16 protein-coding genes and 1 tRNA gene are annotated in these 16152 nt (G+C 51.3%); 12 read left to right on the forward strand and 5 right to left on the reverse strand.

From position 1 onward, the window contains the following. Nucleotides 1-30: 30 nt before the first annotated feature. The gene (locus tag GY634_RS01665) at nt 31-1824 is read left to right on the forward strand and encodes an autotransporter domain-containing protein (protein WP_166406836.1); all 1794 of its coding nucleotides are present in this window, start codon (nt 31-33) and stop codon (nt 1822-1824) included. Nucleotides 1825-1962: 138 nt separating this feature from the next. On the opposite strand, the gene GY634_RS01670 is transcribed toward GY634_RS01665, so the two are convergent. Further along, nucleotides 1963-2038, reverse strand: a tRNA-Phe gene (locus GY634_RS01670). A gap of 170 nt (nt 2039-2208) precedes the next feature. Here GY634_RS01670 and hemA point away from each other — a divergent pair. The 5 genes from hemA (at nt 2209) to GY634_RS01695 (ending at nt 6401) form a co-directional block, all read left to right on the forward strand. Then, nucleotides 2209-3483, forward strand: coding sequence for a glutamyl-tRNA reductase (hemA, locus tag GY634_RS01675; RefSeq protein WP_166406837.1), 1275 nt, complete (start codon nt 2209-2211; stop codon nt 3481-3483). A gap of 93 nt (nt 3484-3576) precedes the next feature. Continuing rightward, nucleotides 3577-4656: a peptide chain release factor 1 gene (prfA, locus tag GY634_RS01680; protein WP_166406838.1), complete on the forward strand. Its 1080-nt coding sequence runs from the start codon at nt 3577-3579 to the stop codon at nt 4654-4656. Then, nucleotides 4656-5477 (forward strand): peptide chain release factor N(5)-glutamine methyltransferase, encoded by an 822-nt coding sequence (prmC, locus tag GY634_RS01685; protein ID WP_166406839.1) that lies wholly within the window; start codon nt 4656-4658, stop codon nt 5475-5477. The genes prfA and prmC overlap by 1 nt, the downstream gene beginning before the upstream one ends. Before the next feature lie 13 nt (nt 5478-5490). Further along, complete coding sequence (gene grxD / locus GY634_RS01690) at nt 5491-5817, forward strand: Grx4 family monothiol glutaredoxin (protein ID WP_166406840.1); 327 nt, start codon at nt 5491-5493, stop codon at nt 5815-5817. Beyond that, on the forward strand, nt 5814-6401 hold the full coding sequence (locus GY634_RS01695; RefSeq protein ID WP_166406841.1) for a UbiX family flavin prenyltransferase: 588 nt from the start codon (nt 5814-5816) through the stop codon (nt 6399-6401). The genes grxD and GY634_RS01695 overlap by 4 nt, the downstream gene beginning before the upstream one ends. A 9-nt stretch (nt 6402-6410) precedes the next feature. On the opposite strand, the gene GY634_RS01700 is transcribed toward GY634_RS01695, so the two are convergent. The 4 genes from GY634_RS01700 to paaG all read right to left on the reverse strand — a co-directional run bounded on the left by GY634_RS01700 (nt 6411) and on the right by paaG (nt 9696). Next, complete coding sequence (locus GY634_RS01700; protein ID WP_166406842.1) at nt 6411-7013, reverse strand: TetR/AcrR family transcriptional regulator; 603 nt, start codon at nt 7011-7013, stop codon at nt 6411-6413. Nucleotides 7014-7092: 79 nt separating this feature from the next. Then, on the reverse strand, nt 7093-8400 hold the full coding sequence (gene paaK, locus GY634_RS01705; protein ID WP_166406843.1) for a phenylacetate--CoA ligase PaaK: 1308 nt from the start codon (nt 8398-8400) through the stop codon (nt 7093-7095). A gap of 47 nt (nt 8401-8447) precedes the next feature. Further along, nucleotides 8448-8897: a hydroxyphenylacetyl-CoA thioesterase PaaI gene (gene paaI, locus GY634_RS01710; protein WP_166406844.1), complete on the reverse strand. Its 450-nt coding sequence runs from the start codon at nt 8895-8897 to the stop codon at nt 8448-8450. 1 nt (nt 8898) lies between these two features. Further along, nucleotides 8899-9696 (reverse strand): 2-(1,2-epoxy-1,2-dihydrophenyl)acetyl-CoA isomerase PaaG, encoded by a 798-nt coding sequence (gene paaG, locus GY634_RS01715; protein ID WP_166406845.1) that lies wholly within the window; start codon nt 9694-9696, stop codon nt 8899-8901. A 169-nt stretch (nt 9697-9865) separates the two neighbouring features. On the opposite strand from paaG, the gene paaN reads away from it, so the two are divergent. The 6 genes from paaN (at nt 9866) to GY634_RS01745 (ending at nt 16150) form a co-directional block, all read left to right on the forward strand. Then, nucleotides 9866-11527: a phenylacetic acid degradation protein PaaN gene (paaN, locus tag GY634_RS01720; protein WP_166406846.1), complete on the forward strand. Its 1662-nt coding sequence runs from the start codon at nt 9866-9868 to the stop codon at nt 11525-11527. Nucleotides 11528-11604: 77 nt separating this feature from the next. After that, complete coding sequence (locus tag GY634_RS01725; protein ID WP_166406847.1) at nt 11605-12768, forward strand: ABC transporter substrate-binding protein; 1164 nt, start codon at nt 11605-11607, stop codon at nt 12766-12768. 70 nt (nt 12769-12838) lie between these two features. Next, complete coding sequence (locus GY634_RS01730) at nt 12839-13711, forward strand: branched-chain amino acid ABC transporter permease (protein ID WP_166406848.1); 873 nt, start codon at nt 12839-12841, stop codon at nt 13709-13711. 3 nt (nt 13712-13714) lie between these two features. After that, entirely contained in the window at nt 13715-14671 is a 957-nt protein-coding gene (locus GY634_RS01735) for a branched-chain amino acid ABC transporter permease (protein WP_166406849.1), read from the forward strand. Beyond that, nucleotides 14671-15462 carry an ABC transporter ATP-binding protein gene (locus GY634_RS01740; RefSeq protein ID WP_166406850.1) on the forward strand — a complete coding sequence of 264 codons (792 nt, stop codon included), beginning with the start codon at nt 14671-14673 and terminating at the stop codon, nt 15460-15462. The genes GY634_RS01735 and GY634_RS01740 overlap by 1 nt, the downstream gene beginning before the upstream one ends. Continuing rightward, nucleotides 15449-16150, forward strand: coding sequence for an ABC transporter ATP-binding protein (locus GY634_RS01745; protein ID WP_166406851.1), 702 nt, complete (start codon nt 15449-15451; stop codon nt 16148-16150). Before GY634_RS01740 ends, GY634_RS01745 begins: the two co-directional genes overlap by 14 nt. Nucleotides 16151-16152: the final 2 nt, after the last annotated feature.

Genomic DNA, 16152 nt, shown 5'->3' on the forward strand with positions numbered 1-16152 from the left:
GTCTATAGAATTCAACAGGAAGTCATAATAATGAATAAAAAAATCTTGGCCATGCTCTTGGCAACGGTGAGCAGCAGCGTGGCGGCGCAAAGCGTAAATTCCATTTATTTTATTGGGGATAGCTTGACTGACTCAGGTCAGTTCGGTTCGCGCTTTACGACGAATCCAGGCCAAGTATGGTCGCAGTATTTGGCCCAGCAACTCGGTGTAGAGGCGTTACCCAGCAGTCAAGGTGGCACAAACTTTGCCGTGGGTGGGGCGCGTGTCGCGGTAGGTTCGCAACTTGATCCCTTGCAGCCGCCTGGGCCTATGAATCCTCCCGTGCCAGCCATGACAGATCAACTGACTCAGATTTTGGCGGTGTCGGGTGGGCGTTTGGATCAGGATGCGTTGTATGCCGTGTGGGGTGGTGCTAATGACTTGTTTGCTGTCACGCAAGATATCAACGCAGGCCCTGCCATTATTCAACAGTCCATTATGGGGCAGGCCGGTATTATCCAGAGCTTACATGAGCAAGGGGCTCAGTACATCATGCTGGCGGATATTCCTGACTTGGGTCAGACGCCGGAGTTTGCTGGGTCGCCGATGACCTCAGCCATTGCCTCTGATCTGACGAAGACGTACAACCAAGGGCTAGCAGCGGCGCTGGAAAATAGCCCAGCAAATATTATCCCGCTAAATATATCGGGTTTGCTCAACGAGGTCATGCAGGATCCTCAGGCCTATGGTTTTACGAATGTCACAGACATGGCGTGTACGGTAGCGTCATTGCTGTGTGGGCCTGATCAGTTAGTTTCACCTGATGCAGCGCAGACGTACTTGTATGCGGATGGTGTACACCCTACATCTGGAGCGCATGCAGCGATTGCTGATTATGCGATGTCAGTGGTGTCGGCGGGTACAGTGATGGGGCAGTTGGGGCCCATCGCGAGTCAGGCTGGCTTGAGCCAGATGCAGCGTATTGATCGCCGCTTAGGCGTGGCGGCTGCTACGCCAGAGCAAGGCTTGCAAGTGTGGGCAGAGGGGGCCGCGGTTTTTGCGAATGGTAGTAACGGTAATAGCAAACTGGACGGCACCAATGGTGCGGGTAGTCTTGGTATTAGTCAGCAGTTAGGTCAATGGACGCTGGGTGCTTACGTGCAGTATGACAAGCAAAACTCTAGTATGCGTTCTAGCCATGATGTGAAGCAAAAGCGTATGGCGGGTGGTCTGTATGGTCGTTGGGCGCAGGATAATCTCTGGGTCAATGCGCAGGTGTATTACGCTGATCTAGATAGTAAGGTCACGCGCTATGTGACACTGGGTGCGGGGCAACGTGAGCATTACTCCAAAGCCAGTGGTGATCAGTTTGGTGGTCGAGTGAGTGCGGGTTATGTGTGGCAGCAGGGCGCATTTACTCATGGGCCTCTGATGGGCTTGTCTGTGCAAAGAACCAAGGTTAAAGCGTTGAATGAGAACGCTGTTAACTCGTCGGCTATGCATTTTGATGCACAAACACATAATTCAGTGCAAAGTAGTCTAGGCTATCAGGTATCCGTAGCGGTGAGTCCAGCTTGGTCTGTGTATGCCTCAGGTCAGTGGCTACATGAATTTAAAAAGGCCAAGGAGCAGTTAGGTGCTAGTTTGCAAACGGGTAATTATGCAGGCCGCCAATTTAATCTAGCCACACAAGCAAACAACGTTAGAAATACGGGGTTGTTTGAGTTAGGGGCTTCTGGCCAACTGAGCAAGCATTGGCAGTTGAGTGCAGGGGTAACCGTAGAGACGGCTAACACTATCAATGCACAAAATACAGTGTATGTAGGTACGGCGTATCGTTTTTAAGCGCTTTGCCATACTACGCTATGAAGGCAGTGCTATAGATCTATAGCACTGCAAGCAAACTGCTGATGTAGGTGAATGTTTGAACCTGAAGCAGAAATGCAAAAAGCCCAATCCGAAGATTGGGCTTTTTCTTATTCGTGGTGGCCTTGGGCGGAATCGAACCACCGACACAAGGATTTTCAATCCTCTGCTCTACCGACTGAGCTACAAGGCCACGAAGAAAATAATTATAGCACGTAAGTTTGGTTTGTAAACCCCCTGCGACAAAAATTTTAATTGGCGCATGATTTGCCTCAGGGAAGCGGTATTTACAAAGCCCTAGTTTGGGTTCTAGGCTGCGGGCGCTTATAATATGCTCCATACCTAAATTATCCTTATTGGCTCATGTCAGTGGACGTTCTTACTTTCGGTCTGAATTACGTCTCCGCACCTGTTGCTGTGCGTGAGCGAGTGACGTTTCCTATGGACGTGCTTCGGCCCGCCCTGGAAGGCCTGCGCTCGGCCTTTGGAAAGAGCGTTAGCGAAGCAGCTATCCTATCTACCTGTAATAGAACAGAAATCTACTGTGCGGCAGAGCCGCATGTGGCCGAACGTTTGCCAGAGTGGATGGCGGATTTCAACCGTTTGAAATCCAGCGAGTTGGTTCCCCATCTTTATCGTTACCAGCAAAATGGCGCTGTACGTCACGCGTTTCGTGTGGCGAGCGGCTTAGACTCCATGGTGTTGGGCGAGCCTCAAATTTTGGGGCAAATGAAAGATGCGGTGAAAGCGGCTGAAGAAGCTGGCGCGCTGGGCACGTTGTTGCATCAGTTGTTTCAACGCACTTTTTCAGTTGCTAAAGAAGTACGTTCGCAAACGGCTATTGGTGCACAATCCGTATCAATGGCGGCCGCGGCAGTACGTTTGGCTGAGCGCGTATTTGGTAACTTAGGCGACAGCAAAGTGTTGTTTATCGGTGCTGGCGAAATGATTGAGCTTTGTGCCACTCACTTTGCTGCAGCTAGCCCCAAATCCATGTGTGTGGCTAACCGTAGTTTGGACCGAGCTGAAACCTTAGCGAATCGCTTTTCAGCCCAAACCATGAAGCTGTCCGATTTGCCCGACCACATTGATCAATACGACGTCATCGTATCCTGTACGGCAAGCTCCCTGCCCATCCTAGGTTTAGGGATGGTAGAGCGGGCTATTCGTACTCGTAAGCACCGTCCTATGGTGATGGTGGATTTAGCTGTACCTCGCGATATAGAACCCGAAGTGTCACGTTTGTCTGATGTGTACTTGTACTCAGTAGACGATTTGGGCCGCGTTGTGCAGCAAGGTACTGATGCCCGTAAAGCGGCTGTAGTTCAAGCCGAAGCGATTATTGATACCCAAGTGCAGAACTTCATGCATTGGTTGTATAACCGCGAAATCGTGCCAACGCTGGTAGATGTACAGCGTAATGCGGATCAGCTACGCCAGTTAGAACTGGATAGAGCGCGTCGCATGTTGGCTCGCGGAGACTCACCTGAAGAGGTGATGGAGTGGTTAGCACATAGCCTAACCCAGAAGTACCTGCACGGCCCCATGGCCGAATTGAACCGCAGTGAAGGTCCACAACGAGAACAGTTGCTGGATATGCTGCCGCGTTTACTGCCAGACTCGCATCGTCGCCGGTAGCGACGCTCTGTTGCGTTTAGTTAAGGGCTGTGAGCAGTAACTTGCACGGGCCCGCACTCTGGTCTCTACCGTTTTCTCTCTATTTCCCTGCTTATGAAAGATTCTATGCGTACCCGGTTGGAGCAATTGGCTCACCGGTTGATTGAATTGGATGCTCTGTTAGCTGAGCCTGATACCGCATCAAATATGGACAGCTTCCGTAAATTGTCGCGCGAGCGTTCCGAACTGGACCCTGTGGTTGAAGCCTTTAATCGTTATGTAGCGACCGAAGGTGATTTGGAAACTGCACAGGAAATGATGCGCGACCCAGAAATGCGTGAAATGGGCGAAGAGGAATACCGTATTGCTCGCGACAGCATTGCCCTGCTCGAAGACGAACTGCAAATTTTGTTGCTGCCTAAAGATCCAGACGATGGTCGCGGCATTTACCTAGAGATTCGTGCGGGTGCCGGTGGTGATGAGAGCGCGATTTTTGCAGGTGATTTACTGCGTATGTATAGCCGCTTTGCTGAGCAAAAAGGTTGGCGCGTAGAGATGATCTCTGGTCACGACGCCGAAATGGGTGGCTATAAAGAGGTGATCGCCCGTATTGAAGGTGATGGCGTCTATGGCCAGTTGAAGTTTGAGTCCGGTGCTCACCGTGTACAGCGCGTCCCCGAAACTGAAGCTCAAGGTCGCGTGCATACGTCTACAGCAACGGTTGCCATCATGCCTGAGGCCGATGAAGCATCCGATATCGTGATCAACAGTAGCGATCTGCGTATTGATACCTTCCGCGCCAGCGGTGCGGGTGGTCAGCACGTGAACAAAACGGACTCTGCGGTGCGTATTACGCACTTACCCACAGGGGTGGTGGTGGAGTGTCAGGATGACCGTTCTCAGCACCGTAACCGCGATAAAGCCATGCAAGTTTTGGCGGCACGATTGAAAGATCAGCAGTTGCGCGAACAACAACAAAAAGAATCTGATCAGCGTCGTTCCTTGGTGGGGACTGGTGATAGGTCTGAGCGTATTCGTACCTATAACTATCCACAGGGGCGTGTGACCGATCACCGTATTAACCTGACGCTCTACAAATTGGGCTACATCATGGAAGGTGATATGGAAGAGTTAATCAATGCCTTGTTGGCCGAGCATCAAGCCGAACAGTTGGCGGCATTGGCGCACGCATAATGAATACGCTACGTGCTTGGCAGCGTGCTTCTACATTGCCACGCCTTGAACAGCAAATGCTGTGGGAGCACATTTTGGGTGTGAGTCGTGCGTGGTTGATTGCGCACGATACCGATGTGCTGTCAGACGATGCTATACAGCAGTACGCTGCTTTAGAAAAAGAAAGGCATAGTGGTACGCCTATGGCGTACTTAGTAGGGTGGCGCGAGTTTATGGGGCATCGTTTTGGCGTCTCGCCCCATGTGTTAATCCCTAGACCAGATACGGAAACCTTAGTTGAGCAAGCCTTAGCTAGCCTAGAAGGGCGTAGCCAGCCACGTGTGTTAGATTTAGGAACGGGCAGTGGTGCAGTGGCGATTTCCATTGCGCTCGCGCGCCCCGATGCGCAGGTGATTGCAACGGATTTCAGTGCTGATGCGTTGCAGGTGGCTACGCAAAACTCCCACGACTTGTGTGCAAAAGTCGAATTTTTTGCAGGGAGTTGGTACGATGCACTGCAAGGCGTTGAAGGTTTTGATTTAATTGTCTCCAACCCCCCTTACATTGCAGCAAATGATCCCCATCTATCAGAGGGTGATGTGCGCTTTGAGCCAGATATGGCGCTCAGTGATGGGGCAGATGGTTTGACTGATTTGCAGACTATTATCAACGGTGCTTCGCAGTTTTTGTTGCCTTCAGGGCAGCTTTGGCTGGAACATGGTTGGGATCAAGCTGTACAGGTACGTCACATGTTGCAGCAGGCCGGTTTCACGGCGGTGCACAGCAAACAGGATCTAGCCGGAATTGAACGTATATCCGGCGGGTGCATTAACGATTTATAAGGTGGTATAGACCATGAGCGATGTTCAAGATTTTATCCGTGAAACCGTGACCGAGAACCCAGTGGTGCTGTTCATGAAAGGCACAGCGCAAATGCCACAATGCGGTTTTTCTGCACGTACTGTGCAAATTCTGCGTGCCGTAGGTTTGAACCAAGTAGTGACTGTAAACGTGCTGGACGACGAAGAAGTGCGTCAAGGCATTAAAGATTTCTCTAGCTGGCCTACTATTCCTCAGCTGTACATTGGCGGCGAGTTCGTTGGTGGTTCAGACATCGTTTCCGAAATGTTCGAAAACGGTGAACTGGAAACTATGTTGCGTGAGGCTGGGGCTCTGGAATGAGTTCAAGCATAAGGCAACGCATTATTGTTGCCATGACAGGTGCAACAGGCGCGTTATACACCGTGCGCTTGTTGCAAATGTTGCAGCGCTGCGAGGGGGTGGAAAGCCATTTGGTGGTCTCCCCCGCCGCTGTGCTGAACTTGGATCACGAGTTGGGCATGACGCGTCAGCAGTTGTACGACTTAGCCGACGTGGTGCACAACCATAAAGAAGTGGGCGCGAGCATCGCCAGCGGTAGTTTTAGAACGGCAGGCATGGTGATAGTGCCGTGTTCTATGCGTACCTTAGGTTCGGTGGCGCACGGTTTGGCTGATAACTTAATTACACGTGCTGCCGATGTGGTGCTTAAAGAGCGCCGACGTTTGGTGCTAATGGTTAGGGAAACGCCTTTTAACCTGGCACATTTGCGTAATATGACGGCCGTGACGGAAATGGGGGGCATTATCTTTCCACCATTACCAGCGTTTTATTTCAAACCACAGAATATAGAAGAATTGGTAGATCACTCGTTGCAGCGAGTGCTAGCCATGTTAGATATTGATGCCCCCATGCTTGAATGGCAGGGGTTAGGCGATAAGCGGTAAGCGCTAGGCTTACCGTATATTTTTCAGACCTTCCAGAATTAAGGTCGTAGCAAGGTCGGCGTATTCTTCGCGACTAATAGGGCCATCGGGCCTAAACCACATATATACCCAGTTCAACATACCAAACAGTGACATGGTCACGGGTTTGAGCAATGGGCGTTCCGCATTGATATCGGGGTTGATTTCGAGAATGGTATTCGCAATCTGCACCACGATTTTGCGTTCCAGCATATGGATCTCTTGGGCTTCATCTTCGGGAAGCGAGCGCTGGCAATTCAGCTGTACCAAGTGTTTGTCATCGGCGTCACGATAACATTCTAGAATTTGGCGCACCAATTTACGCAGCCGTACTTCAGGAGCATCGTTCTTGCTTTCTTCGGCAACAATTTCTAGCGCGTCATCCAGTTCTTCTAAGTGACTACGGATAATGTCGAAAATTAAGGCACTTTTGCTGGGATAGTAGTGGTACAGCAAAGCCTTGGAAACTTGGCTGCGAGCAGCAACTTGTGACATGGAGGCTTTTTCCATGCCCAGCTCTGCAAAAACGGCAGCAGCATTGGTTAAGATGTGCAACTGCTTTTCTTCAAAGTCAGCTGCGCGTGAGCGAGCCATATTTTTCCTGTAAAAGTAAAACTATCAGTGTAGCGTATTCTTGTACATCAGCCTCTAACAGGCTGATGTACAAGGGGTATTATTGCTTGGGTCGGTTGTCCACAATACGTTGTGCTTTACCCTCGGAACGCAAGGTTCCGGGCTGGGCAACGTTGATGTGTGTACTAATACCGATGATGCTCTTGATGTGGTGAGCCAGTTCTTTGGCTGCACGTTGTCGTGATGCGTCGTCGGTAGACTGTGGCTGGCATTCAACGTGCACAGTCATGTTGTCCATACGGCCCGATTTGTTCAGTTCAATCTTGAAGTGGGCAGCTAAGCCATCACACTTCAAGATTTGCTCTTCAATTTGTGTGGGGAACACGTTCACACCACGCAAAATGATCATGTCGTCACTGCGGCCTGTTACTTTAGCCATACGGCGCATGCTGCGAGCTGTGCCGGGCAGCAAGCGGGTCAAGTCGCGGGTACGGTAACGAATAATAGGCAAACCTTCTTTGGTTAGGGTGGTGAACACCAACTCGCCTTCTTCACCGTCGGGCAGTACTTCGCCCGTTTCAGGGTTAATGATCTCTGGGTAGAAGTGATCTTCCCAAATGTGCAGACCGTCTTTGGTTTCTACGCATTCGTTAGCCACACCTGGGCCCATTACTTCAGACAAACCATAGATATCCACAGCGTGCATATCGAAAGCTTGTTCAATTTCCAAGCGCATGGCGTTGGTCCAAGGTTCAGCACCGAAAATACCCACTTCCAGTGAGCATTCGCGTGGGTCCAAACCTTGGCGGTGGAACTCATCCAAAATAGATAGCATGTAGGATGGGGTCACCATGATGATGCGCGGTTTGAAGTCGTTAATCAGGGATACCTGACGCTCGGTCATACCACCAGAAATAGGTACTACCGTACACCCCAATTTTTCTGCGCCGTAGTGCGCACCCAAACCACCGGTAAATAAGCCGTAACCGTAGGCGTTGTGCATGATATCGCCGGGTCTACCACCAGCAGCTTGGATACAGCGAGCAACCAATGTGGCCCAGGTATCGATGTCATTGCGGGTGTAGCCTACAACGGTAGGTTTACCAGTAGTGCCAGACGAGGCGTGAATACGAGCCAGTTTTTCACGTGGTACCGCAAACATCCCAAAGGGGTACGATTTGCGCAGATCGTCTTTGCAGGTAAAGGGGAATTTGGCCAAGTCAGCCAAGGTTTTCAGATCAGACGGGTGTACACCGGCCTCATCGAAACGCGCTTTGTAAAAAGGCGAGTTTTCGTAGGCGTGTGTCAGCGACCATTTCATACGTTCCAATTGCAGCGCGGAAATTTCGTCGCGCGATGCCAGTACTATGGGGTCCAGATCAGCTTTGTTAGGAATAATAGGTTCCATGATTTTGTGTCCTCTACTTCTCTATTTTCTTTGATTAGCCTAGCCTCTTAGGGCTGGCTGTCAGGCAATAATGAACCTTTGATGGTGCGCGAAAGGCCGCGGAATTCAGCAATATGTTCGCCACGTTGGTTGTGGAGACTAATATCGTAAATACCACTGCGGCCAGCTCGGCTGACTTCACGTGCCGTAGCCGTGAGTTCATCGTCTTCGAATGCAGGGGTCAAATAGCTGATAGAGCATTGCTGGGCCACTGTTCGCTGGTTATAGGTGTTGCACGCAAAAGCAAAGCAAGAATCTGCCAAGGTAAACATGTAGCCACCGTGACAGGTGCCATGACCGTTCAACATGTGTTTGGCAATGCGCATACGAATAGAGGCTTTTCCTGCATCTACACTTAGCAATTCCATGTTCAGGTGTTTGGTAGCGTGATCGTCTGCCCACATGGCGTCTGCGCAAGCTTGTGCTAAAGCCTGAGGGGATAGCGTGGTTGTGCTCATCTTATTTCCCCTTGAATTCGGGTGCGCGCTTTTCCAAGAAAGCGGTTACGCCTTCTGCGTAGTCGTGACTGCGGCCTGCGCGGCGCTGTAGGTCACGCTCCAGATCCAACTGTTGATCTAGGCTGTTTTCAGAGGCGGCTTGGATGGCTTGTTTGATCAAGCCCAAACCAAAGGTGGGGCCTTGAGCCAACTGGCGTGCCAGTTTAGTAGCGGTGTCTTGCAGCTCAACATCTTCTACGGCTTGCCAAATCATGCCCCATTCAGCGGCAGTGGTGGCATCCACAGGAGCGGCGGTCAGTGCCAAAGCCTTGGCGCGTGCTTCACCAATCAGGTTAGGTAAGCTCCATGTGCCGCCTGAGTCTGGTACCAAACCAATTTTAGAAAAGGCTTGGATGAACTTTGCAGAACGAGCTGCCAAAACGATGTCACACACCAGTGCAATATTCGCACCGGCGCCAGCGGCTACACCGTTGACCGCGCAAATTACGGGTTTTTCCAGTGCGCGAATTTGACGGATCAAAGGGTTGTAGAACTGTTCAATGGTTTGCCCCAAGTCTGGAGCTGCTTCGGCTTTGCGAGGATCTCTATCGCCCAGATCTTGCCCGGCACAAAAACCGCGCCCTGCACCCGTAAGCAGCACCGCTCGTACTTCAGGATCTTGGCTGGCGCGCTCAAATTCGGCGCGCAATGCCACGTGCATTTCCGTGTTGAACGAATTAAGTTTGTCTGGCCTGTTCAGGGTCAGGTGTAGTACGCCTTGTTCAAGACGACTCAGCACGCAATCGTGTGCAGGGTTCATTGCATGTCTCCTATTGCTTTTACGAACCAGTAGTGCCGAACCTTGCTTTGGTAGGTTTTGATTCTTTTGGTTATTTTCTCAAAGTTCGGGTATTCGGGTTGTTACTATTGCATAAACCGTCCGGTCGGTCAATAATATTTCCGAAAATGTAGACATAGGAAAAACCAGTATGCAGAGTTTATTTGAACAGCACCGCGCCATCCTAGAGGCGGCGTTAACAGCCCTGCAACAGCGCGGGTTCTGGACCGTTTATCCAGAGGTTCCCAGCGGCAAGTTTTACGGTGAAACGGCTAAAGACGATGGTTTGGCAGCGTATGAAGCTAGCCTGAATAGCCACTTCGATTTGCCGGGTCACCCCGGTGCCCCCACCGTGGGCCAAGAGCAGTCCCCTTATGGCCCTGTGCTGGGTATTACGTATCCAGCCGTAGATGCCAACACCTTGGTAGAGCATTCTAGGAATGCCGCTAAAGCGTGGGCAGAGGCCTCGCATGAAGCGCGTGCAGGGGTGTGCTTGGAAATTTTGGCACGTTTGAATAAACGCAGTTTCGAGATGGCCCATGCCGTGATGCATACCTCGGGTCAGGCATTTCCTATGGCGTTTCAAGCAGGCGGCCCGCACGCCCAAGACCGTGGTCTTGAAGCCTTGGCGTACGCGTGGGCTGAAATGGCACGTATTCCAGCGCAAGCTCAGTGGGTAAAACCACAGGGTAAGGCGGGTGATTTGGTGCTGGAAAAGCATTGGCAGATTATTCCGCGTGGTGTTTCGGTGTTGATTGGCTGCCAAACTTTCCCTACGTGGAACAGTTATTCCGGCTTGTTTGCCAACTTGATGACCGGTAATACCGTTATTGCTAAACCGCACCCTGCTGCTATTTTGCCTATGGCAATTACTGTGCAAGTGGCACGTGCCGTGCTGACTGAGCAAGGTTTCCCAGCCGATGTAGTGTTGTTGGCGGCGGAAGATGCAGGTACTGGCTTGGCGAAAACCTTGGCTGAGCACCCAGACGTGGCGCAAATCGATTACACCGGTTCGCACACCTTTGGAAAATGGTTGCGTGCTAACGCGGCTACACCGCTGGTGTACACCGAAGAAGCTGGCGTGAACAGCATTGTGGTGTCCGCTACCGATGACTTTAAAGGCATGTGCCAGAACATCGCGTTTTCGTTGGCACTGTATAGCGGCCAAATGTGTACAGCTCCGCAGAATATTTTTATCCCTAAAGCGGGGATTCGCGCAGGCAACGAGCACAAAACACTGGAAGAGGTACAGCAAGGTATTGCTGCTGCCATTGACGGTTTGTTAGCAGACCCAACACGTGCGGCGATGGTCGCAGGAGCCTTAGCCAATACCGACACCCTGGAGCGCGTACAAGCCATGCGCAAGGTAGCGCCTATTGTGCGTGACTCTACGGCGATCGAAGGTTTAGACAGTGCACGTACCGCTACACCTTTGTTGTTGTCGGTGCAGGCTGAAGACGAAACCTTGTACGGCACAGAATGCTTTGGCCCCATCGTGTTTTTGGTGGCTGTAGACAGTGCTGAAGAAGGGGTGCGTCGTGCCGCAACCTTAGCCAGAACTAAAGGGGCGATTACCGCCGCCTTGTATGAAACCGATGCTGACGCCACCGAAAACGCCATTCAAGCGTTTGCGGCGGCAGGGGTAAACCTGTCCATCAACTTGATGGGCGGTATTTATGTGAACCAGAGCGCTGCTTTCAGTGATTTCCATGTAACGGGGGCTAACCCAGCAGGAAATGCGTGTGTAGCGGATGCCGCGTTTGTGGCAAACCGCTTCCGCGTGGTGATGTGGCGTAGGCCGGTGACACAGTAAGAACAAAGAAATCAAGGTGTGGCCCATAGGGTCACACCCATAACAAGCAGTTCACTTCAACAAGCTAGGAGACATATATGACTCAATACGCGTCAAAGAAAAACGTATGCAAACTCGCTGTGGCCGCCGTATTGTCCTGCGTGGCAATGGGTAGTCAGGCTGAGATACTGATAGGTTCTTCCGTATCTTCCACAGGTTTTGCATCCTTTCTAGGCGAGCCCGAAGAACAGACACTGAAAATCCTTGTAGAGGATATCAATGCCAGAGGAGGTGTTGGTGTTAAGGGTGAAAAAATCCGTTTGATCTCGTACGACGATGCGAGTGATGCCAATAAAGCACGTACTTTTGCTACACGTTTGGTAGAAGACGATGAAGTAGTGGCCATCATTGGTGGTTCTACGACTGGCGCGACAATGGCGATTATGCCTGTAGTGGAAGAGGCTGGTGTTCCATTTATTTCGTTGGCAGGTGCCATTGAAATTACGCAGCCTGTACGTAAACACACCTTCAAAACGCCTCACACGGATCGTATGGCATGTGCCAAGATTTTCGAGGATATGAAAAAGCGTGACCTGCACAGCGTAGGTATTTTGTCCGGCTCAGATAGCTTCGGCTCCTCTATGCGTAAGCAGTGTTTGGACATCGTGGGCGAGTACGACATCACCGTTGCGGGCGACGAGATTTTTGGCCCTACTGATGCCGACATGACCCCACAGCTGACTAACCTGAAAAACAAAGACGGTATTCAAGCCATCATGGTGCTGGGTCTGGGTTCGGGTCCTGCCATCGTGACACGTAACTACTCACAATTGGCCATTGATTTGCCTTTGTACCAGTCCCACGGTGTAGCATCTGATGCCTTCATCGAGTTGGCTGGTGCTAAAGAAGCCGAAGGTATTCGCCTGCCAGGTACACCGCTGTTGGTAGCCGAGCTGTTGGCGGCTGATGACCCACAACGCCCAGCTGTACAAGCGTACAAAGAGCGCTACGAGAGCAAAACTGGCAAGCCAGTTTCCACATTCGGTGGCTATGCCCATGACGCGCTGTACCTGATTGTTGATGCGATTGAGCGTGCCGGTTCCACTGATCCAGCCGCTATCCGTGATGCATTGGAAGCGACTAAAGGCTTGGTAGGTACCACCGGTGTTTACACCATGTCTCCAGAAGACCACTTAGGTCTGGATTTGACAGCATTCCGCATGCTGGAAATTCGTGATGGCAAATGGACAATCATTGAGTAATACGGCTATCCGTGGGGTGTGGCGCTAGTCACCACCCCACGGTGGGCACGCAGAAGGTCTGGAGACAGCTATGTCCGAATTTATGCAGTTCCTGTTATCGGGGCTGACGGTAGGTGCCGTCTACGCGTTAGTGGCACTGGGTTTTACCATTATTTATAACGCCTCCGATGTGGCGAACTTTGCGCAAGGTGAGTTCGTGATGTTGGGGGGCATGATCACTGCTGCGGCGTACACCGCAGGTGCGCCATTACCCCTGGCGGCGGCATTGGCCATTGTGGTGACAGCGGTGATTGGGGTATTGCTGAACAAGTTGGCGATTGAACCGGCACGCGGTGCGCCGGTAGTAAGCCTGATCATTATTACGATCGGGGCATCCATTTTTGTACGTGGGGTGGTGCAACTGGTGTTTGATAAGCAGTTGCATAGGTTCCCTGCGTTTTCAGGAGATGATCCTATTAGGCTGCTGGGGGCAACAATTTTGCCACAGAGTTTATGGGTGATTGCTGGTGCGTTGGTCGTGTTTGTTGGGTTGTGGCTGTTCTTTACGCGTACCTTGACGGGCCGCGCGGTATTGGCAACCGCCAATAACCGTATTGCAGCGGTATTGGTGGGGATTAATACCAAGTATGTGATGACCTTATCGTTTGCTCTGTCGGCAGCGATTGGTGCGCTGGCTGGTGTGTTGGTCACTCCTATTACGCTGACCAGCTACGACATCGGCATGACCATGGCACTGAAGGGTTTTGCAGCCGCTATGTTGGGCGGTATGGGCAACCCTAAAGGCGCGTTAGTGGGCGGTATTTTGCTTGGGGTTCTGGAAGCCATGACGGCAGGCTACATTAGTTCGCAGTACAAAGATGCGGCGGCTTTTGTGGTGATTCTGGCGGTGCTGTTCTTGATGCCACAAGGTTTGTTTGGGCGCAAATCCATGGAGAGGGTGTAAACCATGAAGAAATTGTCTCCTAAACATGCCACGTTGCTGATTTTGATTGCGTTGATCGCGATTGCGCCGTGGTTCTTCCCTTCTTCTTATTACTTACGCGTGGGCTCGCTGGTGTTTGTGAACAGCTTGGCCGTAGTAGGTATTGTGATTCTTACCGGCTTTGTGGGTCAGATTAGTTTGGGCCACGCGGGTTTTATTGGTATTGGTGCGTATGCGTGCGCGCTGGCTCCTAAACATTTTGGGATTTCGGTGCTGTCAGCCGCTGTGTTGGGTGCACTGATTTCAGGTGTGTTGGCCTGGTTGGTGGGGCGACCAATTTTGCGCCTTAAAGGCTACTACTTGTCGGTGGCTACCTTGGGTTTTGGTGTGCTGATCTCCATGGTTCTGACTAACGAAGCATGGCTAACTGGCGGCCCAGATGGCATCGTGGTGGCTGATCCTGGTTTGCGTGCCTTGCTGAAAGAGTGGGGTCTAAATCTGAGCAATGCCGAGTTCTGGTACGCCTTTAGCGGTATAGCGCTGGTGATTGGTGCTGCCATTGCTTTGAACTTGCAATACAGCGCAACAGGTCGTGCCTTGCGCGCGTTGCACGGTTCCGAAGTGGCTGCACGCACCGTAGGTGTAGATGTGGCGAGATTCAAATTACGTGGTTTTGTGATTTCCGCCATTTACGCCTCATTTGCGGGTTCTATTTTGGCGATGCAAAACCGTTTCGTGACGCCTGACGTCGCGGGCTTTATGCACTCCATTGAAATTGTGACCATGGCCGTGTTGGGTGGTGCTGCATCGGTGTTGGGGGCGGTATTTGGTGCCACATTGTTGACAGCGTTGCCACAAGTGCTGACGTTCTTGCAAGAGTACGAGCAGATTGTGTTGGGCTTGATCATGATGCTGGTCATGATTTTTATGCGCGAAGGCGTATTGCCTAGCTTGTCACAGAAACTACGCGGGAGAGGCTAATGAGTTTATTAGACGTTAAAAACGTAGGCATCTCTTTCGGTGGTTTGCGTGCGGTACACGACGTGAGCTTTGCGGTACGCGAAAGTGAAATCGTCTCGGTGATTGGGCCCAATGGTGCCGGTAAAACCACCTTGTTCAATATGTTGTCGGGGGTGTATCAACCGCAGCAAGGCGAAGTATTGCTAAATAACGAGCCAGTAACTGGTATGGCACCGCACTTGTTGGCTCGCCGAGGTATGTCCCGTACCTTTCAAAACTTGCAAGTGTTTCCAGCAATGACCGCATTGGAAAACGTGGCCACAGGTTTTCACCTGCAAGAAAACGGGTCGTTGTTGGCTGATTTGTTGGGCTTGCCGTCAGCGCGTAGACGTACTAAGCGTTCAGAAGATCAAGCACGAGAGCTATTAGACCGTGTAGGGCTAGGGCGTGCGGCAGAATTTGAAGCGGGTTCGTTGTCGTACGGGTCGTTAAAACGCTTGGAAATCGCCAGAGCCTTGGCGCTAGAGCCTAAGCTGCTGCTGTTGGATGAGCCAGCTGCAGGGTGTAATGCCGTAGAGACAGAAGAAATTGAAAAGCTGGTGGCCGAAGTGGCTAGCAGTGGTATTGCGATTTTGTTGGTGGAGCATGACATGAAAATGGTGATGCGTATTTCCAATCAAATTGTGGTGCTGGATCACGGTGAAAAAATTGCCGAAGGTGTGCCTGCTGAGATCGCTAGCCATCCACGTGTAATCGAAGCCTATCTAGGTGCAGGCGCAAAAGAGGAGGCCGCCAAATATGCTGAGTGTTAATCAATTACGTTCCAGCTATGGCCGCATCGAAGTGCTGCATGGCATTGATCTGGAAATTAGTGCCGGCGAGATTGTCGTGGTGGTGGGTGCAAACGGTGCGGGTAAAACTACCTTGTTACGTTGCTTATCTGGTATTCAACCGGTGCAAGATGGCAATATTGTGTTCAGGGGTGAAAACCTAAACACCATGCCAGCCTACCAACGCGTGAAACGCGGTTTGGCACAGTCACCCGAAGGGCGTCAGATTTTTACTAGCCTAACAGTAGAGGAAAATCTGCGTTTAGGGGCGTACCTGTATACCGACGACAAAGTAGAGCGAGACATGGAAGATGCCTTCAACATGTTTCCTATTTTGCGTGAAAAACGTAACTTGGCAGCGGGTGGTTTATCGGGAGGGCAGCAGCAAATGTTGGCGATAGCGCGTGCGCTGCTGAGCCGCCCATCGTGTTTATTGTTAGATGAGCCTAGCATGGGGTTGGCCCCCATTTTGGTGGCTCAGATTTTTGATGTGGTGAAAAGTCTGAAAGAGTTGGACGTCACCGTGTTGTTGGTAGAGCAAAATGCGTTTGGCGCGTTATCCGTTGCTGATAGGGGCTATGTGATGGAAACAGGGCATATCACCCTGTCCGGTCCGGCTCAGCAATTGATTGAAGACCCGCGTATACGCTCTGCCTATCTGGGGATGTAAAC

Source organism: Paenalcaligenes suwonensis (assembly GCF_011290505.1).
Taxonomy (GTDB): Bacteria; Pseudomonadota; Gammaproteobacteria; order Burkholderiales; family Burkholderiaceae_B; genus Paenalcaligenes; species Paenalcaligenes suwonensis.